At 66.6% G+C, this 18,156-nt stretch carries 20 protein-coding genes; 13 read left to right on the forward strand and 7 right to left on the reverse strand.

Annotation, left to right across the window (positions count from 1 at the left end; translation table 11 throughout):
* Positions 1–137: 137 nt before the first annotated feature.
* The 4 genes from ACH49N_RS32710 (at position 138) to ACH49N_RS32725 (ending at position 3,140) form a co-directional block, all read left to right on the forward strand.
* On the forward strand, positions 138–1,652 hold the full coding sequence (locus tag ACH49N_RS32710) for a DUF4389 domain-containing protein (protein ID WP_358276897.1): 1,515 nt from the start codon (positions 138–140) through the stop codon (positions 1,650–1,652).
* A complete protein-coding gene (locus ACH49N_RS32715) occupies positions 1,649–2,185 on the forward strand; it encodes a flavodoxin domain-containing protein (protein WP_358276898.1) in 537 nt (178 codons plus the stop codon). Before ACH49N_RS32710 ends, ACH49N_RS32715 begins: the two co-directional genes overlap by 4 nt.
* Before the next feature lie 113 nt (positions 2,186–2,298).
* A complete protein-coding gene (locus ACH49N_RS32720; protein ID WP_397504880.1) occupies positions 2,299–2,916 on the forward strand; it encodes a hypothetical protein in 618 nt (205 codons plus the stop codon).
* Positions 2,917–2,942: 26 nt separating this feature from the next.
* Positions 2,943–3,140 (forward strand): PLDc N-terminal domain-containing protein, encoded by a 198-nt coding sequence (locus ACH49N_RS32725; RefSeq protein WP_358276900.1) that lies wholly within the window; start codon positions 2,943–2,945, stop codon positions 3,138–3,140.
* 58 nt (positions 3,141–3,198) lie between these two features.
* Here ACH49N_RS32725 and ACH49N_RS32730 read toward each other — a convergent pair whose 3' ends face one another.
* The gene (locus ACH49N_RS32730) at positions 3,199–3,729 is read right to left on the reverse strand and encodes a flavodoxin domain-containing protein (RefSeq protein WP_358276901.1); all 531 of its coding nucleotides are present in this window, start codon (positions 3,727–3,729) and stop codon (positions 3,199–3,201) included.
* A 264-nt stretch (positions 3,730–3,993) separates the two neighbouring features.
* Here ACH49N_RS32730 and ACH49N_RS32735 point away from each other — a divergent pair, with 264 nt between their 5' ends.
* Positions 3,994–4,902: a universal stress protein gene (locus ACH49N_RS32735; protein WP_358276902.1), complete on the forward strand. Its 909-nt coding sequence runs from the start codon at positions 3,994–3,996 to the stop codon at positions 4,900–4,902.
* Between the two features lie 529 nt (positions 4,903–5,431).
* On the opposite strand, the gene ACH49N_RS32740 is transcribed toward ACH49N_RS32735, so the two are convergent.
* Positions 5,432–6,331 (reverse strand): universal stress protein, encoded by a 900-nt coding sequence (locus ACH49N_RS32740; protein ID WP_358276903.1) that lies wholly within the window; start codon positions 6,329–6,331, stop codon positions 5,432–5,434.
* 244 nt (positions 6,332–6,575) lie between these two features.
* Here ACH49N_RS32740 and ACH49N_RS32745 point away from each other — a divergent pair, with 244 nt between their 5' ends.
* The 3 genes from ACH49N_RS32745 (at position 6,576) to ACH49N_RS32755 (ending at position 8,461) form a co-directional block, all read left to right on the forward strand.
* Positions 6,576–6,830: an SHOCT domain-containing protein gene (locus ACH49N_RS32745; RefSeq protein WP_109328373.1), complete on the forward strand. Its 255-nt coding sequence runs from the start codon at positions 6,576–6,578 to the stop codon at positions 6,828–6,830.
* Between the two features lie 36 nt (positions 6,831–6,866).
* Positions 6,867–7,001 (forward strand): hypothetical protein, encoded by a 135-nt coding sequence (locus ACH49N_RS32750; RefSeq protein ID WP_358276904.1) that lies wholly within the window; start codon positions 6,867–6,869, stop codon positions 6,999–7,001.
* A 74-nt stretch (positions 7,002–7,075) separates the two neighbouring features.
* A complete protein-coding gene (locus tag ACH49N_RS32755; protein WP_397504903.1) occupies positions 7,076–8,461 on the forward strand; it encodes a wax ester/triacylglycerol synthase domain-containing protein in 1,386 nt (461 codons plus the stop codon).
* Between the two features lie 38 nt (positions 8,462–8,499).
* Here ACH49N_RS32755 and ACH49N_RS32760 read toward each other — a convergent pair whose 3' ends face one another.
* Positions 8,500–9,072, reverse strand: a complete 573-nt coding sequence (locus ACH49N_RS32760) for a CBS domain-containing protein (RefSeq protein WP_358276905.1) — start codon at positions 9,070–9,072, stop codon at positions 8,500–8,502.
* A 195-nt stretch (positions 9,073–9,267) separates the two neighbouring features.
* Here ACH49N_RS32760 and ACH49N_RS32765 point away from each other — a divergent pair, with 195 nt between their 5' ends.
* Positions 9,268–10,371 (forward strand): 3-oxoacyl-[acyl-carrier-protein] synthase III C-terminal domain-containing protein, encoded by a 1,104-nt coding sequence (locus ACH49N_RS32765; protein WP_358276970.1) that lies wholly within the window; start codon positions 9,268–9,270, stop codon positions 10,369–10,371.
* Positions 10,355–11,266 (forward strand): 3-oxoacyl-[acyl-carrier-protein] synthase III C-terminal domain-containing protein, encoded by a 912-nt coding sequence (locus ACH49N_RS32770; RefSeq protein ID WP_358276906.1) that lies wholly within the window; start codon positions 10,355–10,357, stop codon positions 11,264–11,266. The genes ACH49N_RS32765 and ACH49N_RS32770 overlap by 17 nt, the downstream gene beginning before the upstream one ends.
* Here the strand turns inward: ACH49N_RS32770 and ACH49N_RS32775 are convergent.
* A complete protein-coding gene (locus ACH49N_RS32775) occupies positions 11,231–11,905 on the reverse strand; it encodes a hypothetical protein (protein ID WP_358276907.1) in 675 nt (224 codons plus the stop codon). The genes ACH49N_RS32770 and ACH49N_RS32775 overlap by 36 nt on opposite strands.
* A gap of 150 nt (positions 11,906–12,055) precedes the next feature.
* On the opposite strand from ACH49N_RS32775, the gene ppsA reads away from it, so the two are divergent.
* The gene (ppsA, locus tag ACH49N_RS32780) at positions 12,056–14,410 is read left to right on the forward strand and encodes a phosphoenolpyruvate synthase (RefSeq protein ID WP_358276908.1); all 2,355 of its coding nucleotides are present in this window, start codon (positions 12,056–12,058) and stop codon (positions 14,408–14,410) included.
* Here the strand turns inward: ppsA and ACH49N_RS32785 are convergent.
* From ACH49N_RS32785 to ACH49N_RS32795, 3 genes are read right to left on the reverse strand one after another with little or no spacing between them, the layout of a single operon-like run.
* Positions 14,407–15,369: a 1-phosphofructokinase family hexose kinase gene (locus ACH49N_RS32785; protein WP_358276909.1), complete on the reverse strand. Its 963-nt coding sequence runs from the start codon at positions 15,367–15,369 to the stop codon at positions 14,407–14,409. The two genes, ppsA and ACH49N_RS32785, sit on opposite strands and share 4 nt — an antisense overlap.
* A 43-nt stretch (positions 15,370–15,412) precedes the next feature.
* Complete coding sequence (locus ACH49N_RS32790; RefSeq protein WP_358276910.1) at positions 15,413–16,858, reverse strand: AAA family ATPase; 1,446 nt, start codon at positions 16,856–16,858, stop codon at positions 15,413–15,415.
* 11 nt (positions 16,859–16,869) lie between these two features.
* Complete coding sequence (locus ACH49N_RS32795; protein ID WP_358276911.1) at positions 16,870–17,421, reverse strand: GNAT family N-acetyltransferase; 552 nt, start codon at positions 17,419–17,421, stop codon at positions 16,870–16,872.
* Between the two features lie 134 nt (positions 17,422–17,555).
* Between ACH49N_RS32795 and ACH49N_RS32800 the strand changes: the two genes are divergently transcribed.
* Positions 17,556–17,828: a hypothetical protein gene (locus tag ACH49N_RS32800; protein ID WP_358276912.1), complete on the forward strand. Its 273-nt coding sequence runs from the start codon at positions 17,556–17,558 to the stop codon at positions 17,826–17,828.
* A 12-nt stretch (positions 17,829–17,840) separates the two neighbouring features.
* Positions 17,841–18,128, forward strand: coding sequence for a dsRBD fold-containing protein (locus tag ACH49N_RS32805; protein ID WP_358276913.1), 288 nt, complete (start codon positions 17,841–17,843; stop codon positions 18,126–18,128).
* The last annotated feature ends 28 nt before the right edge of the window (positions 18,129–18,156 follow it).

The raw sequence follows: 18,156 nt of genomic DNA on the forward strand, positions 1-18,156 counted from the left end.
GTCCCGTTTGTCGCGCATTCCGGTCGGGTACTGCCCGCAGAGCCCGAGACTGCGGCAGGTGGTGACCAATGGCCCTCACCTCGCGGTTGGTGTGCCACCACACTGAGGTACAGGACAGATGACCCCGGAGGCGGACAGTGAAACCTGGAAGAATCGTGGCGCTCGTCATCGGCTGCCTGTGTGCCTTGCTCGGGTTCGCCCTGCTGAGCGGTGCAGTGTTCCTCGGATGGGCATACTTCGCCCAGAACGACGACGGTCATGTCACCTCACCCACGCAGAGGTATCAGTCCTCGGGGAATGCGCTGGTGTCGGAGCGGATCGACCTTTTCGACGAGGCCGACCTTCCCCAGGGTTTCAGCACCGAGGATCTCGGCCGGGTGTTGTTGCGGGTCACCGCGGACCCGTCAACTCGGGAGATCTTCGTCGGAATCGGCCCCCGTGAGGCGGTGGAACGCTATCTCTCCGGTGTCGCGCGGACCGAGGTGACGGAGGTCGAATTCGGCCCCTTCCAGCCGAGCTACCGTCAGATCACCGGTGACCGGGAACCGGAAACCCCTTCGGCGCAGACATTCTGGTCCGTCTCGTCCACCGGGCCCGGCACCCAGGAGGTGCAGTGGGATCTTCAGCGCGGGTCCTGGACCGCTGTGGTGATGAACGCCGACGGCGGTCCCGGCGTCTCGGTCGATATCCAGGCCGGTGCCCGGCTCGACTTCCTCGGCCCGCTCGCGCTCGGTGTGCTCCTCGCCGGTGTGGTGATGCTCGTCGTGGGCATACCGCTTGTGGTGGTGGGAGCGCTCGGGCTCGGCCGGCACGGTCCACCCCAACCGCACTGGCCGGTACAAACGAGTGCAACCGGTGCGGCGTCCGCCTCCACCACACCGTCGACCCCAGCCGAGCCCCTGCCCTTCCAGCCCTATCCCGCGCACCTGCGAGGCGATCTCGACCAACCGCTGTCACGGTGGTTGTGGCTGGTCAAGTGGTTGCTCGCGATTCCGCACTACGTGGTGTTGGTCTTCCTCGGTCTGGGCTTGTTCGTGACCACGGTGGTGGCAGGATTCGCGATTCTCTTCACCGGGCGGTATCCGCGGGGGCTGTTCGACTTCAGCGTCGGAGTTCTGCGGTGGCTCTGGCGTGTGCAGTTCTACACCTACTCCGCGCTGGGCACCGACCGGTATCCGCCCTTCACGCTGGCGCCCACCGACTACCCGGCTGACTTCGACGTCGAATATCCCGAGCGGCTCTCCCGTGGTCTGGTCCTGGTGAAGTGGTGGCTGCTGGCGATACCCCACTACCTAATTCTGGCCGTCCTCGCGGGGGGTTGGTTCGGCGGCTGGCGTTTCGGCGTCACCAGCGGCGCCGACGGGGTCCCCGGGCAGCCCTGGCTGTTCGGCTCGCTCCTCGGTGTGCTGATCCTGGTCGCAGCGATCATCATCTTGTTCACCGGCCGCTATCCCCGTCCGCTCTTCGACTTCGTCATGGGTATCAACCGCTGGGTCTACCGTGTCCTCGCCTATGTCGCGCTCCTGCGCGACGAGTATCCACCCTTCCGATTCGATCAGGGGCCACGCGAACCCCACGAACACACCCCGCCACCAGAACCGTCACCGGACGACCAGCCGGCCGCCGGTCACCCTCAGGAGTCGACCCGATGACTGTGCTGGTGGGTTACGCGACCGCGAAAGGATCGACCCGAGGGGTGGCCGAGCGCATTGCCGCGTACCTCGAATCCTCGGGTGAGCGAGTGGACGTACAGCCGTTGAGCGAGATCACCTCGGTGCGCGACTACGAGACATTCGTGGTCGGGAGCGCCATCCACAGTGGTCAGTGGCTTCCCGAAGCGGCGGCCGCCATCGGGCGGCTCCGCCCGCAGCTGGGCGGCCTGACGGTGTGGGCGTACTCCGTGTCCTCGGTGGGGGCGACCAGCACAATCCTGTCGAACCGGGTGGCGTCCTATCTTCGCCGGATCACCCCTGAACCGCGGGTGGTGCAGCACCTGCGGGAGGCCGCGGATGTTCGCGGCCACCGCTTCTTCGCCGGAGCCATCGGCCCCGGTGACTGGCCGGGCTTCGGCCGGGTGCTCTTCCGGCTGATGGGCGGGCATTACGGCGACGCCCGCGACTGGGCGGACATCGATCGGTGGGCGGAGTCCATCCATCACCGAGATGCCCAGGTACGCGGCGAATGACGGCATCCGAGTCAGCGCCCATCGATCGCGGCCTCGACGGTTCCGCACCTCGCGTCCCAGCTCTGTCGTCGACCCGGTGGACAGCTCTGTGTGCCGCAGCGGAGGCTGTCGGTATGACCGCCGCCGCCCTCGCCGCGAAGCTGGCACAACGGATATCGGGTGACGCACCGCAGGGGCGCGATGCAGCGCTGGCCCTCGCCGTGGTGGTGGCCGGGGGACTCGTCGAGGGGGTCGCTCTCGGCGTCCTCCAGGCGCACGGGCTGCGCCGGCTGCTTCCCCGGTTCGATGCGGGCCGATGGGTGGTGGTCACGACCGTGGTCGCCGGGCTGGGCTGGGCCGGCGCCTCCGTACCCGGTGTGCTCGGTTCGGACGGCGGCGTCGGGCCGCCGCTGCTCATGGTGCTGGCCGGTGCAGTGGCCCTTGGCGCGGTAATGGGTGCCGTGCTCGGCGCAGCCCAGGCACTGGTGCTCCGCGGTCTGATTCGCCGGCCGGGCCGATGGGTGCGGGCCAACGTGGCCGGCTGGCCTCTCGCGATAGTGGTCATCTTCGTCGGAGCGACGACCCCGGGCAGCACCTGGTCGATACCCGCCGTGACCGTACTCGGAACAGTAACCGGTCTGGTAGCCGGGACGGTGCTGGGCGTAATCACCGGACGGTTCCTACCCGGGCCGGACGAGATCGTTCGACCTCGAGACGAGGTTCCGTCCACACGAGGAAAGGGAAACACGTGAGAAGAAACCGCAAAACCTGGAGTGACATGACAGATCGTCAGCGCGGCGGGCTGGTGGTGCTCACGATCGTCCAGATGGTGCTGGCGGTCGCCGCCTGGGTGGATCTCGCTCGCCGCGATCCCCGAGAAATCAACGGCAGCAAGGGGATATGGGCGGCGGTCATCGCTATCAACTTTATCGGGCCGGTCGCCTACTTCACGCGCGGCAGGCGCGCCGCACCGTGATCGCCTGTCCCGGGTGGTGTGGCCTGCACACACAGCACCCGGGCTGAAGACGCACCGCTCAGGTGTGCGCCGTGTACTGCTTCGCCAGCATATGACCCCACTGCTGCGCCCGTGCTTGTTCACCCTCGACGAGTTGGTTCTTCGTATCGACGAGAAAGCTCTCCGGATCGGCAACCAGCTCGAAACCCAAATGCCGCAACTTCTTCGAAATTCCTTTCGACGCCCGTCCGGTGATGAGTGCGGGCTTGTCGATACGAGTATCGAACGCGGCAGCATTCCCCTCGTCCGCGGTGAGCCCGTCGAGCCACTCACGAATACCCGTACTGGCCGCATCGGGTTCCAGTGTTAGGTTGCTGTCCGGTTTCTCGGCGGCCTCCACCGCACCGCGCCGGGTCGATTCCCGGCTCATCCCGTGCACGTGGGTGGGACCGCCGACGATCAGAAGATCGTATGAGGACACGTCCTGTTGGGGCGCCTGGGACACGGGGATCGTCGTCACGTCGCCCGCAGGCGCGAATCCTCGCGCAATCGCCTCTGCCACAGCATGGGTATTGCCGTACATCGACTCGTAGATAATCAGTGTTCGCATGTCGCTGCCTCCTGGTTCGACTTGTTCGGTACCGCTGAACCGCACGGGGTTCAGCCCGTCACCTCTGGTTCACGTTCGAGTCTTTCACCGTCCGAGGTGCCGGCCGAGGGCACAAGGTCATCCGAAAGTCCCGTCCAGCGTGCAAACCTCACTCGACATTCCAGGTGTGATGACCTAGTGCCCTTTCGCTCCGGCCACAGGTGTCCGATCCTGAAGGTGTTCGGTGCAAGTCCGGAAGTGTGTTGCGACAACTGGAGTTGGACAATGAGCACTCTTGCGAACCGCCAGTCCGTGGTCGTCGGTGTCGACGGCTCCGAACGCGCGATGCGGGCCGCCGTGTGGGCGGCCGCGGTGGCGCGGCGACGATCCGCGCCGCTGCGCCTTGCCCATGCTCTCCCGAGTCCCGGTTACCACTACAGCGAAGCTGCGCTGCTGTTTCAGGATGAGTTCGCCGAGGAAGTCCGGAAATCGGCCGAGGAGATCCTCGAGCGCGCCGAGCGGCGAGTGCGGCAGGAGTGTCCGGATGTCCGGGTGTCCTCGAGCATCCATCCGGGACCGGCAGGGATGTCGCTCACCGGACTGAGCAAGCACGCCGACATGGTGGTGGTCGGTTCCACGGGCGCCGGTATGGTCGAGTCACTGTTCACGGGAGCCACCGTGGTGCGGGTGGTCAACCACGCACACTGCCCTGTCACGGTCTTTCGATCCGATTCCGAGTCACCGGTGCCCGATCACCGGCCTGTCGTGGTCGGCGTCGACGGAAGTGCGCTCAGCATCACGGCGATCGAGTCCGCCGTCGAGTTCGCAGTGCTCTTCGACGTCCCGCTCCTCGCGGTGCACGCATGGAGCGCCGGTGACCTTTCCGGACGACGCTCGGCTGCGACGAAGGTGGACTGGGCCGCCATGGCAGAAGAGCAGACGGCACTGGTAGCAGAAAATCTTGCCGGTTGGCGCGAGAAGTATCAAGACCTGGAAGTCACCACGGTCATCGATGAGCGGAACGCTGCCGAATTGTTGCTGCACTATGCGCGCGACGCACAACTCGTCGTCGTGGGAAGTCACGGCCACAATCGATTTGCCGGATCGCTGCTGGGATCGACCAGCCAGAACCTTCTGCACCATGCATTGTGCCCTATCACGATCTGCCGTCCACCGAGGAGTGAGAAGCGATGACCTGGCCACTGGCGCTCGTGTTGATAGCGCTCATCTTTTCTATGACAGCGATCGTCACGTCATACATTGCGGTGCGCGGTAAGTCGGGGCCTCCGCACACATAGGTCCCCGCCCGAACACTGCCGTCGGACCTGTGTCGCGCCGTCACCGACGCTGCGCGATGGATTCCGCTGGTTGTTGCCCATTCGGTTGGTCACGAAGGCCGCCGACGGCCCGAGGGGCGGATCGGCGAAGGCTCCGGACCCGCGGAGCCCGTAGTGACCGGATGCGTGTTGCGGCGGAGTCTCACTCGCGGCGAACGCGGAATCGATATCCGGCCGCCACATCATGCGCAGAGCCAACACGTGCTCGTGGGCGGTCGTCTATACGCCGCGAAAGCGCACGGGAGTGTCTTCACCGCTGGAGTGTCTTTACCGAGCATCCGGATTCGCTGCTGTGCGATGTCCCCTTCATTGCATTTACTTGAGGAAAACCCCTCGCTGAGGTCTGTAGGCAGTCCCTGCGGTCGCGACGCCCGGCGAACTGCGGGTTACTTGCGGACGATCATCACCGGGCATCGGGCGGCATGGAGCACGGCCCGGCTGGTGGACCCGAGGAGCAGGGAGGTGAAGCCGCCCCGTCCGCGGCTGCCGGTGACGACGAGTTGCGCCTGCTCGGACAGTTCGACGAGGTGGTCGATCGGCCGATCCCGGACCACGACCTTGCGGACACTGACGCCGGGGTAGGACTGGTGCCAGCCGGCCAAGCTTTCGGCGAGTACCGCCTCTTCCGCGACGGCGATCGCGGGCCAGCTCAGATCGTGATGGTCCGCGTCGTCGGTGGTGAAGACGGTCGACAAGTCGATATCACTCCACGCGTGCACGGCGACAAGGTCGCAGTCGCGCAGAGCGGCTTCCTCGAACGCCGCGCCGATCGCCGGTGTGCTGCGCGCCGATCCGTCGACCCCGACCACGACCGGGCCGTCGAGGGCGGCGTCTACCGGGTCGGGCATGCCGCGAACCACGACTACCGGGCACGGCGAGTGGGCGGCGACCGCTGTGCTCACCGAGCCGAGGAGGCCACCGGCGACACCGCCGAGCCCGCGGGATCCGACGACGAGCATGCGGGCCGATTTCGCCAGTTCGAGAAGGACAGTCGCGGGGCTGCCCTCGCGGAGCGTGGTGCGCACCGTCAGCGGTGAGTCGCCGACCGCCTTGGCTGCCAGTTCCGCCGCCCTGTCCAGGCGCTGTTTCCCGGCGTACTCGAGATCCGTGAAGGCACCTGCCGAGAGGTTAATGGCGTCACCGTAGGTTCCGCGCCGCACCACCAGCGAGGAAGCCAGCAGTAACGGGGCACGGCGGACCACCGCCTCGTGTGCCGCCCAGCGTACGGCGTCGAGTGCATGGGCGGAGCCGTCGACTCCGACGACGATGGGAATATCTACTCGCATGATGGCTCCTGTCGATGTGACCGGCTCTCCCGTCCAGAATCCGGGATCTTCGTGAGGTACAGGTAGGGCCGAAGGGCACTTCGTCGGCACCCGTGGTCCTCCGGGTCCCCCAGGGGCCGGTGGTCACGAGAGGCGAAAGACTCTGTGGTGATGACCGCCTGGCGGGGGACACTCGAGGTACGAGCCGTGCTGTACCGACCCGAGTTGGTGCGCCGGCACGAAGAAGCGTGGAGGACTGATCGTGATGTACCACAACGATCCAAGCGGTTGGGGATACGCGTTGATGTTCGTCGGGATGGCCCTCTTCTGGGGGTTGCTGATCGTGGGCATTGTCGCGATGATCCGCTATCTGGGCCACGGAATGCAGACCCCCCACAATGTGCCGTCTGCCCGCGATGCCGCGGAAAAGGTTCTCGCGGAACGGTTCGCGCGAGGTGAGATCGACGAGGCGGAGTACCGGACACGCCTGGCGACGTTGCGCGCCGAGACAGCGTCCTGACCGAGTGGTGACGACGTCGGTGAGGAGGTGATCGACATGGATGCACTGCAGATGGCTCACGAGTTCATGATGTGGCTGCATGGCGCCGGGCTACTGCCGCACGAGTTCATGATGTGGCTGCACGGCGCGGGCATACTGCCGCACATGCCGATGCACATGATGCCGATGTAACGGCCGGAACGAAGGGACAGCCTTTTCAGTACTGGATTTGCAAGGTGATCACGGTGAGCGCAACGAACAGGTATATGACGCAGACGGACTACATGTCGTGGCGGATGGAGGCAGATCCGATCCTGCGCTCGACCATTGTTGCGGTTGCGGTCCTGGACCGGGTTCCCGACTGGCCGCGGTTCGTCGACATGATGGAGCGGGGGACGAAGCGGGTGCCGATCTTTCGGCGCAAGGTGTTCACCGCTGCGGTGGGCGTTGCCCCGCCCCGCTGGGTCGAGGACCCCGACTTCGACCTCACCTGGCACGTAAGACGTTGCACGCTTCCGGAACCGGGCGGTTGGGGCGCCGTGCTGGACTTTGCGCGCACCACCGGTATGGCGGCCTTCGACAAGGAGCGTCCCCTCTGGGAGTTCACGGTGCTGGGCGGGCTCGACCATCAGCGGGCCGCCCTGGTGATGAAGGTTCATCATTGCCTCACCGACGGCGTCGGCGGCATGCAGATCGCCCGGGAGATCGTGGACTTCACCCGGGAAGGGACCGTGCGAGCAGACGACGCCGAGGTGGTGGTGCCGGACGACGGGCGACGGCCCGGACCGATCGATGGTGTTGCCTGGTATCGAGATATGACGGGGCGCATGGTGCGAGGGATGTCGATCGGGGCGGTGCGGGCAGGCGCGGGGCTGATCCAACGTCCGGCCGACGCGTTTCGCCGGTCGGTTGATGTCGCGGCGTCGACGATGCGTTTGACGCGTCCAGTTCGCACCACGCTGTCCCCGGTGATGCGGACGCGCACCACGCGCCGCAGGTTCGCCGTCCTCGAGGCTCCGCTCGAACCGCTCGGCCGGGCCGCGGAGTCCGCCGGCGGATCACTCAACGACGGCTTCCTCGCCGCCATTCTGCTGGGTATGGCGAAGTATCACCGGCTTCATGGCGCCGACATTCCGGCACTGAGAGTGACATTGCCGATCAGCTTGCGCACCGACACCGACCCGCTCGGTGGTAACCGCATCACTCTGGCGCGGTTCGCCCTGCCGACGAACATCGGCGACCCCACCCAGCTGGTACGGGAGGTGCACGCCGTTGTGGAGAGGTGGCGCAGAGAACCGGCGATTGCGTTGTCGTCCCGCATTGCCGGGGCATTGAATCTGCTCCCCGCTTCGCTGCTGGGGAACATGCTCGAGCATGTCGACTTGGTGGCGTCGAACGTGGTGGGCTCACCGGTTCCGCTCTTCGTGGCCGGCTCGCAGATCATCCGGTATTACGCGTTCAGTCCCACCCTGGGGTCGGCGTTGAACGTCACCCTCATGTCCTACACGTCGCACTGCTGTGTGGGTATCAACGCCGACCTCGGCGCGGTCCCCGACGTCGAGACGCTGACCGACTGTCTGGCAGACGGTTTCCGCGCCGTCCTGGCCCTGTGTTCGCCCGCACCCGACACCGCGCTCGTCTCGGTGCCGTGACAGATGGTCGACCAGAGTAGAGCCAGAATGCCGCTCGATCAGGAATGCCAGGAGCCGGTGAACCGCACATCGGCGACACCGGGAACTGTCTCGGCGAGGGCGGTGACCACGCCGCGTTCCGGGTCGTCGGCGGAAAGACCGCTGATGGCGACCTTGCCGTCGGCGACCTCGACGGTCCAGCGCCGTGAGCCCGCGTACACGTCGAGGCGATGCTGGACCTCCTTGGCGATGTGGGTGTCGTCCATCGTCAGGGCGCCGAGAAGATCACGCCGGGTCACGATCCCGATGAGGTCGCTTCCGTGAACGATGGGAATCCCACGCAGACCCGAGCGCAGCATCGCGGAGGCGAGATCGCTGAGGTCGGTGTCCGCGGTCATGGCGATGACCGGGCTGGTCATCGTCTCCTTCACCGTCGCATCGGCCTGGGGAAATGCTCGGAACTTCTCGCGGAGCAGATCACCCTCGGAGGCTATACCCACCAGCCGGTGTGCCTCATCGACCACCGGGAGCACGGTGAATCCGAACTCCCCGATGATGCGGAGGCACTCGTCGATCGGTGTCGACGGCGTCACGGTGGTGACCGGGCTGCTCATGATGTGTCGCGCCTGCATGACGGCTCCTTCCCTCGGCACAAGCCTGGCCCGCCCGCGGTCGTGGGGGAAGGGCCATTGGGCCTTTGTCGTCCTTGCTGGGCAGCGTTCGGGTGCCGCTGCCGATTTCGGTGACGATTTCTGGGAGGAAGGGCCGAAGTGCCCTGGTCCGCGGACGGTGAGGGGGCGATCGTGGTGGGTACGGAGGTGGCAACCATGATCAAGCATTGGCTCCTGATGGAAGCTGGGGGACAGGACGCCCGGACCCCCTACCGCACGCGGGTGGCCGGTGCAGGCAGGCACCTCCCGGTCACGCGGCTCACGACCGAGGACCTGATGGCAACGACCCGTCACACCACGCACATCGACCTCGAGCGATTGACGGGAATTCACGAGCGGCGGGTCTCGGTGGGAGACGAGGATTCCTATACCCTCGCCGCGGCCGCGGCGCAGCACGCTCTGCGGCATTCGGGTCGGGATGCGGCATCCCTCGACGCCGTCATCAGCTGCAGCATCACCAAGTTCCGCGGCGGACTCACCCAGTGGCTCGAGCCGACGATGAGCAGTGCGGTCGCCCGGGCGCTCGGTGCGGATCGGGCGATGACCTTCGACGTGTCCAACGCGTGCGCCGGGATGTTGACCGGAGTCACGTTGGCGGACAACTGGATTCGGCAGGGCATCATCGAGCGCGCGTTGATCGTCAGTGGTGAATACATCTCGCAGCTCGGGCAGAACGCGGCGCGGCATGTCCACAACATCATGAGCAAGGAATTGGCGTCGTTGACGTTGGGAGATGCGGGTGCCGCACTGGTCCTCGAGCGGGCTCCGGCCGGATCGGCAGGGATTCGGTTCGCCGGCTTCACCACCGTCGCCGATTACAGCCGGTTGTGTCTGGCCTACCCGAAGGGCAACGAACCCGGCGCGCGGATGTTCACCAATTCTCGTGGCATCCAGAAAGCCGCTATCGCGGACACGCCGCTGCTGTTGCACGAGGTCCTCGACACCCTCGGGATGTCGATGCACGACATCGATCACGTGATCACCCATCAAACTTCCGCCCGGGCCATCCGAAAAGGCATGGCCGAGTTGAAGTCGGCGTTCGGTGACGCCCCTCGGCACGACGCGGTGATCACCGTCGACCGGTACGGGAACACGGCGTCGACGACGCACACCGTGGCGTTGGTCGAGGAACTCGAGGCCGGACATATTCGGCCGGGGGAGACCGTGGCGTTGATCTCGCTGGCTTCCGGTCTCGAGATCGGGGTTGTTCTATTGGAACTGGATGAGGAATTGGTGGCTGGTTATGGGCACGATCATTGATCGGGTTGACGTCACCGCCGGTGGGTGGCGAAACCGGCACAGCGCACTGCGCCTGGCCGTGGCCGCGGCGAAGACCTGTCTCGAGAATGCCGAACGGAGCCCGGACGAGGTCGACCTCCTGGTCAACGCCGGGTTGTATCGGGACCGCAATCTCGGCGAACCCGCTCTCGCCGCGATGATCCAGGAGGACATCGGCGCACATCCGGAGGACCCGCACGTCGGCGAGCACGGCACGTTCTCGTTCGATGTCGCGAACGGAACGTGTGGTGTGCTGACCGGGTTGCAGATCGTCGACGGGTTCCTACGCTCCGGGACGATCGACTGCGCCCTCGTCGTCGCCAGTGACGCCGACCCCGGACACGGGATGAGCGAGAATTTCACGTTTTCCGCGGCCGGGGGCGCGGTGTTGTGTAGTTGGACCGACGAGGATTACGGTCTCGGCCGCGTGCACTGGGTGAACGACTTCGACGGCTCCGCCGCGTTCTCGGCCACGGTCGGGCAGATCGACGCCCGAAACGTGCTGCGGTTCCGGGAGTCGGCCTCGATGGACGAACGCTATGCCGCCGCGGCCGCGGCAGCCGCCACCGAAGCCCTCACCCGTGCTGGCCTCACCCTCGCCGATATCGATGCCGTGGTGCTCGCCCCGCCCCGCCCGGGATTCCGCTCGGCCCTGGCCCACCACCTCGGCCTGCCCGCCTCCCGGGTGGTGGTCGCGGGCGACGAACACATCCATACCGCCGCGCTGGTGGCCGGACTCGATGCGGGTGGTCGCCGGGCCGGCACTCGTACGCTCATCATCGCTGCCGGTGCGGGCGTGACGGCCGGTGCTGCGGTGTACGTCGAGCCACCCGCGAACGGCTCACCCGCCTTCGGCCAGGTTCCGGATGGTCAGTAGCATTTTGCGGCTCATGACGAATCCGACGGGTTCGATCAGCGTCGGGCCGAAGGCGAGCCGGCTTCCCAGCGCGGGCCCGTAGGTTCCCCGGCCCCTCTCGATCAGTCTGGTGCGCCGCTCATCGATCCGTTGCAGGTGAAAACCCCAGATCGACGCGTCGCCTGTTTCGGTGTTGCACCCGTGCAGAACCAACGCCGACGGCGGGTCCGCCACCGCCACCGTCAGGGCGGGGGCTTTCGGGTGTAACCGGATCTCGTCGCCTTCCGCGAGGTGCTGACATTCCGGAAGAACCCGGTCAGCGTTGCGGATGCGGCACCCGATGGCGTTCTCGAGTCCTTCGTAGCTGTAGAAGCCGCCTCGTCCTTGTCCGAGTTGGACGATCCAGGGCCACACTTGCTCGGTCGGAGCGGCGATCGTGATCGCGTGGTTGTATCCCCAGTGCGGGTTGGGTATGAGGTCGTCTCCGGGCAGGGGTGTCAGCGCCTCGGCGTTTGTCGCCCCCCAGGTGGTGCGCCAGCGGCGCAGCGGCTTCGACATGAGCACGTGGAAGCCGATCAGGGCAGCAGCGAAGATCGCCTGTGCGGCCGTTGCGGCGCTCGTGGTCAGCATCGAGGTGCGGGCGGTGGATCGGGGAGTCATGATCCTCATCCTGGTCGTGACCTCCGGGACGGTGCCAGGGTATTTCGGGCGCTGCCCACCACGGCGCGGCGCCGGTACGGCGGTGACCTTCGACCCTGTCCTGTGGACGCATCGCGGGGTTGGCTGAAACGAGACGGTGAGGAGTTCACAATGAATGTCCAACAGGCAGTGGTCGAGCATCGTTGGGTGCGGCCGATCGATCAGGTGCGTTTGCCCGACGCGCCTTCCGTGGGCGGAAAGGCGGCGAATCTCGGTGAGCTGACCCACGCCCGTTTTCCCGTGCCGCCGGGCTTCGTGGTGTCCAAGGACGGCTACCTGCAGGCAATGGAGGATGCGGGAGTGCGTGACATGCTGCGCGCGCGGGGACTTCCCCCCGCCGGCGCCGACGATGCCGCGCTCACCGCAGCATCCGGCGAGCTACGGTCGACTGTGCTCGGTGCCCCGGTCTCCGACGCGCTCCGCGACGAGATCATCGATGCCTATCACGAACTCGGTGACTCGGTGCGTGTCGCAGTACGTTCCTCAGCTCCGGCCGAAGACGCCGCCGACACCTCGTACGCCGGCATCCACGACAGCTTCACCGACATCTGCGGACCCGACGCCCTCGTCGAGGCGATACGCAAATGCTGGGCATCGCTCTGGTCGGAACGAGCACTGACCTACCGCAGCGTGCAAGGTGTCACCGAAGAACCCTCGGTGGCCGTCGTCGTCCAGTTGATGGTCGATTCCGACACCTCCGGCGTCACCTTCACCGCCGATCCGCGAACCGGCGCCCGCGACCGCATGGTCGTCGAGGCCGCCGCGGGGCTCGGCGAGGTCGTGGTCGGCGGACAGGTCGAACCCGACACGTACGTGCTGTCCAAGGACGGCTTCCACCTACTCGACGAGCACATCGGATCACAAACCTTCGCGATCACCGCCGATGCGAGCGGAGAGCGGACCACCGAGATCCCCCTCGACCAGCGCGGCGACCGAGTCCTCACCAACACCCAACTCGAACGGCTCGCCCTCCTCGCACTCTCGGTCGAAGAGCACTACCACGCACCCCAGGACCTCGAGTTCGCGTTCGCCGGTGACAAACTCTGGATCGTCCAGACCCGCCCGATCACCACACTCGGCGACCACACGCCCCCTCTCGATGCCGGCCGACCGGAACCGGCACCGACCGGCGCGGTGCTCGCACACGGGCTCGGCGCCAGCCCCGGAACCGTGACGGGCCGGGTACGCATCCTCCGGTCCGTCACCGACGCCCACCAACTGCACGACGGTGACATTCTGGTCGCCCCGATGACACGTCCCGACTGGCTGCCCGTGCTGCGCCGGGCGGCGGCGATCGTGACCGACGGGGGCGGTATCACCTGCCACGCGGCGATCGTCGGACGTGAGCTCGGACGCCCCGTCGTGGTCGGAACCCGCACCGCGACAACCACACTCGTCGATGGTGCCGTCGTCACTGTGGACGGTGACGCCGGAACCGTGTGCGAGGGCACACTGGGGACCGCTGAAACGGCGGCTACCGACTCGGCCCCCGCCGCACCGGGGGGAACACCGCACGCAGGATCGTTCAGCTGGGCGGAGCCGACAGGGACGTCGGTGTACGTCAACTTGGCGACACCGGATGCGGCCGAGCGGGTCGCAGCGATGGACGTCGACGGGGTCGGACTCCTGCGCGCCGAGTTCATGATCATGGACGCATTGCAGGGCAGGCACCCGATGACCATGCTCGCCGAAGGACGCCGCGCCGAGTACGTCGACACGATGTCCGCGGCCGTCGAGAAGATCGCTGCAGCCTTCGCCCCACGACCGGTCGTGTACCGGGCAATCGACCTGCGGACCAACGAGTTCGCGAATCTGGTCGGAGGCGACGTGGAACCGGTGGAAGACAACCCGATGATCGGGTACCGCGGGTGCTTCCGCTATGTGCGGGAACCGGAACTGTTCGGACTCGACCTGGACGTGGTGCACACCGTACGCACACGCTATCCGAACGTGCACCTGATGATTCCGTTCGTACGCACCCGGTGGGAACTCGAACAGTGTCTCGGTCACCTGGCGGCGCACCCGCTGGGCGCCGATCACCGCATGCATCGCTGGATCATGGCGGAGGTGCCGTCGGTGGCCTACTGGATCCCGGAATACGCCCGCCTCGGCATCGACGGTGTGTCCATCGGAACGAACGACCTGACCCAGCTGATCCTCGGCGTCGATCGTGACTCCGAGATCTGCCGGGACCTGTTCGACACGATGGACCCGGCCGTCCTCGACGCCGTCGACACCATCATCGAGCGGGCGACCCGGGCAGGGCTGACCACCTCGCTGTGCGGGCAGGCGGTGTCGACCCACCCGGCCCTGGCCGAACACCTGGTGCGCAAGGGCATCACCTCGGTGTCGGTGGCACCCGACGTCGCTACCCGCACGCGCCGGAACATCTCCGTCGCCGAACGCCGGATCCTGCTCGAGCAGGCCCGCGACTGCTCGCCGGGGCGCGAGAAGCTGGGAAGCTAGTAGGCAGTGTCGGAATGCTGTCCGACAGTGGCACGGCGAACGAGCGCGGCATAACACTGGTCGACGTCGCCTCGACGGCACGGCGCCGTGCCCGGTGTCCGCAGCATCGCCACCCCCGCGGCGACACCGTAGCGCACCGCCTCCCGCAGGTCCCACCGTCGCTCGAGCCCACAAATGATGCCGGCGACCATGCTGTCTCCGGCCCCGACCGCACTGACCACCGGCACCGCCAGGGACGGGCAGTGCTCCTCCTCCGCCGCGGTCACGTGCACGGCCCCGTCCGGGCCGAGGGAGAGAACGACCACAGCGCAAATCCCGGCGGTGATGAGTTCCCTTGCCGCGCTGACCTGCTCGTCGAGAGTCCGCAACTCCCGCCCGACGTGCTCACGTAGCTCGCGAATACTCGGTTTGAGGAGATACACACCGCGCTCGAGCGCGCGCAGCGGCGGGCCGGACGTGTCGACGACGAGGCGAGCAGACGAATCGGCGAGGGCATCGGCGAGGGTTTGATAAAAGGTCACGGGCACCCCCGGGGGAAGGCTGCCACTCGCGACGACGAAGGCGGCGTCCTTCGCTCTGTGCACCAGGGCGTCGAGACAGGACTCGACTTCCCGCGGTGTCAGTGACGGACCGGGCAGCACGAAGCGGTACTGCAGACCGGTCTGCTCCTCGTCGATGGTGAAGCTCTCCCTGGTGGATCCGCGGATCGTGATGCTCCGACTTCGCACTCCCTCGGTGGCCAGGAGGTCTTCCAACGCCCGGCCACTGTGCCCACCAGAAGGGAACACGGCGGTAGCCGGCGCGCCGAGGACATGCAGGATGCGGGCGACGTTGATGCCTCCACCGCCGGGGTCACGTCTGGGGGCGGCGCACCGCACCTTGTCGGTGGCGACCACCCGCCCTGTCGCCGTGGTGATGTCGAGAGCGGGGTTCATCGTCAGGGTTACGATCTCGCGCATGGGGTCTCCGGTCAGGTGCCGCCACCGGCAGAGGTGACGTGAGTCAGTACTTGCGCCATCCCTCCGTGGCATCCCAAAGGGCGCGGACCGCGTCCACCGCGTCACCGAGATCGGTGGTCGTGTCGATCGGGGTGGCCAACGGAGGGTGCGTAACCCGCTGGGCCATGGCGTCGTAAATTTCTGCGGTGGCATCGGAATTGCCGTGCGGGCGGGTGCGGATCCGTTCCACGGCGACGGAGCGAGGCGCGACGCACTCGATCTCGACCAGGTCGCTGTGCTCCGTGCGGGCGGTCGAGGTGGCCCACTGACGCAGCCGCGGGTCCGTCCACGAGGCATCGAGCACCACCGAACACCCGCGGGAGAGCAATTGGGCCGCGCGCCGAAGCAATTCGGTGTACGTGTCCTCGGTCACCGTGCCGCTGTAGAGGCCGTGCCCGTACTCGTCGGCACACGATACGTGCGGGCCGACGCCCGCCAGCTCCTTGCGTACGAGGTCGCTGGACAGGACAGTGGCACCCACCCGCTCCGCCACCGCACGCGAGAGCGTGGACTTCCCGGTACCGGGAAGTCCACCGATCAGGGCAAGCCGCACCGCCCCCGAACGCAGATGACGCAGAGCGAGCTGGGCGTGGCCACGCGCATCCACCAGCGCCTCCGCCGAACCCTGGGTATAGCGCAGGCAGGCCACTTTCGCGCGCATGAATGCGCGATACGCGACGTAGTGGTCGATCAGCGTGGGGGGCGGGTCGTCCGCGGCGCACGCGCAGTAACGGCGCACGAAGGCCTCCGCGACTTCCGGGCGGCCGAGGTACTCGAGATCCATGGCCAGACACGCTGCGTCATCGAGGCCGTCGATGTGGCGCAGGTGGTCGTCGAAGTCGAGGCAGTCGAGGATCCGGGGACCGTCCGGCAGGCAGAAGATGTCATCTGCCAGGAGGTCGGCGTGACCGTCGACGATCCGCCCGCACTCGATCCGCTCGGTGAAAACCGGCTCACGCCCGACCACATACTGGCGTGCGCGCCGATCGATCTCGTCGACCTCCACCTCCGCAAGCGCCCGCGGCTGATACCCCCTCGCCTCGCTGACGTTGGCCCGCCACCGCGCGGCGACGGCGTCTCGAGTGGCATCGTCATCGATGGCGCGGCCGCGCACTGCCCGCTCGTGGAACCGGGCGATCACATCGGCGATCTCGTCGAGCTGCGCCGGCGATTCGTCACCACGGGCGACGATCGTGGCGAGCCGGCGGTTGTCCGGCATCCGCCGCATCTTGACGAGCGGTTCGGCCGGGCCACCGGTCGGATCGGCGAGTTCGGCGACACCGAGATACACATCGGGACACAGACGGCGATTGAGTTCGACCTCACGCTCACACGCCGACCGGCGCTTGTCCGCCGTGCTGAAATCCAGAAACGCCGTTCGGATGCGCTTTTTGGCCTTGTACACCACGTCGTCGACCATGACGACATACGCCGTGTGCGTTTCTCGCACGGTAATTCCCATCACGACTCACCCACGTCGATGTCCAGGTGCATTTCGTCACCGTCGCGCCGCAACGCAGACCCCCAGCCCTGGTCGCGGATCAGAGCAAGTACGGACGCGTTCTCTGTCAGAACCTCGGCCCTCATCTGCTCGATTCCACATGCCCTCGCGTGCTGCACCAGCCGGGTCAGTAATGCCGTCCCGATTCCGTGCATCCGATAAGCGTGCTCGACGACGAGAGCAAACTCGACCACCGAGGGCGCGGCATCTTCGTCGGCATCGAGAGAGACATAATTGGCGACACCGACGAGCGTATCGCCGACGAACGCGCCCAACGCATAATGTGCAGGATCCTGCCGGCACAGCGATTCCGCGAGCTCGGCGAGGTGTGCAGGACGCACGGCGAAAAACCGCATGTACCGGTCGTGCTCGTCGAGCCGCTCGTGCAGGCCGCGGACCGCGTCGTGATCATCGGCAAGCAAGCGGCGTACCGTCACCTCCGCTCTGACCTGGGGTGCTGCGGTCGCCATCGTTGTCAGCCCCTCTGCCGGTGTGCCGTCGTAAGCATTCAACCGCCGGACGGCACCTCAGCGTCAGAGGCATAAGTCACCGACTACGGTCCTTCGCCTCTATTGCGTGATCTCCGCTGCGCCGATGCTGGGAGACAGTCGCCACCCACACCAGCTCGAGAGGACCTCGACCCGCGATGAACAGCCCCGCTACGCACGACGGCACCGACCATGATCCCGGGCGGGGGATCGTCGACCGCCTGGTATCAGAGCTCGGGCAGTCCTTCGCACGCGCGGCGATCTGCCGGATGGTTACCGGAAGCATCCGAGACTTCGCCGGAGTGCCGGCTGCGGACATTCCGGAACTCGCCGAGCGCCTCGCCCGTCAGCGGTTACTCACGGTGCGCGAGCGAGTCGACGCGTACACATGTGCGTTCGGCAGTGGTGACCCAGTGATCGGAGCGACCTAGAAGGAGGGCGTGATGAGTATGTACGAGAGGAAATGGTCGGTCGACATCGTGATCGACGAACATGATTCAGGTGAGGCCGGATCGCGCACCAGGGCACAAGCGCGGTTGCGGACCCATGACAAAACCGCATTGACCGGTGTCGGGACGGCCCGCCGCAATCCGAAGGACACCGAGATCCCCGAGATCGGTGACGAACTCGCCGCAGCCCGCGCGCTGGCCGACCTCTCGCACCAACTCATCGAAGCGACGGTGGCAGATCTCGAGGCCGCGACGTACGAGCACATCCATCTCGAGGCCTAGCGGGGCCGCGAAACTCCCGAGAGGTACG

This window comes from Rhodococcus sp. NPDC019647 (assembly GCF_044389235.1).
Lineage (GTDB): Bacteria > Actinomycetota > Actinomycetes > Mycobacteriales > Mycobacteriaceae > Rhodococcus_F > Rhodococcus_F oxybenzonivorans.

Excerpts from the sequence above, each read along its gene's own strand:
- ACH49N_RS32715 (WP_358276898.1), top strand. The coding sequence starts at position 1,649 with ATGACTGTGCTGGTGGGTTACGCGACCGCGAAAGGATCGACCCGAGGG.
- ACH49N_RS32720 (WP_397504880.1), top strand. The coding sequence starts at position 2,299 with ATGACCGCCGCCGCCCTCGCCGCGAAGCTGGCACAACGGATATCGGGT.
- ACH49N_RS32725 (WP_358276900.1), top strand. The coding sequence starts at position 2,943 with ATGACAGATCGTCAGCGCGGCGGGCTGGTGGTGCTCACGATCGTCCAG.
- ACH49N_RS32730 (WP_358276901.1), bottom strand. The coding sequence starts at position 3,729 with ATGCGAACACTGATTATCTACGAGTCGATGTACGGCAATACCCATGCT.
- ACH49N_RS32735 (WP_358276902.1), top strand. The coding sequence starts at position 3,994 with ATGAGCACTCTTGCGAACCGCCAGTCCGTGGTCGTCGGTGTCGACGGC.
- ACH49N_RS32740 (WP_358276903.1), bottom strand. The coding sequence starts at position 6,331 with ATGCGAGTAGATATTCCCATCGTCGTCGGAGTCGACGGCTCCGCCCAT.
- ACH49N_RS32745 (WP_109328373.1), top strand. The coding sequence starts at position 6,576 with ATGTACCACAACGATCCAAGCGGTTGGGGATACGCGTTGATGTTCGTC.
- ACH49N_RS32750 (WP_358276904.1), top strand. The coding sequence starts at position 6,867 with ATGGATGCACTGCAGATGGCTCACGAGTTCATGATGTGGCTGCATGGC.
- ACH49N_RS32755 (WP_397504903.1), top strand. The coding sequence starts at position 7,076 with ATGACGCAGACGGACTACATGTCGTGGCGGATGGAGGCAGATCCGATC.
- ACH49N_RS32760 (WP_358276905.1), bottom strand. The coding sequence starts at position 9,072 with ATGCAGGCGCGACACATCATGAGCAGCCCGGTCACCACCGTGACGCCG.
- ACH49N_RS32765 (WP_358276970.1), top strand. The coding sequence starts at position 9,268 with ATGATCAAGCATTGGCTCCTGATGGAAGCTGGGGGACAGGACGCCCGG.
- ACH49N_RS32770 (WP_358276906.1), top strand. The coding sequence starts at position 10,355 with ATGGGCACGATCATTGATCGGGTTGACGTCACCGCCGGTGGGTGGCGA.
- ACH49N_RS32775 (WP_358276907.1), bottom strand. The coding sequence starts at position 11,905 with ATGACTCCCCGATCCACCGCCCGCACCTCGATGCTGACCACGAGCGCC.
- ppsA (WP_358276908.1), top strand. The coding sequence starts at position 12,056 with ATGAATGTCCAACAGGCAGTGGTCGAGCATCGTTGGGTGCGGCCGATC.
- ACH49N_RS32785 (WP_358276909.1), bottom strand. The coding sequence starts at position 15,369 with ATGCGCGAGATCGTAACCCTGACGATGAACCCCGCTCTCGACATCACC.
- ACH49N_RS32800 (WP_358276912.1), top strand. The coding sequence starts at position 17,556 with ATGAACAGCCCCGCTACGCACGACGGCACCGACCATGATCCCGGGCGG.
- ACH49N_RS32805 (WP_358276913.1), top strand. The coding sequence starts at position 17,841 with ATGAGTATGTACGAGAGGAAATGGTCGGTCGACATCGTGATCGACGAA.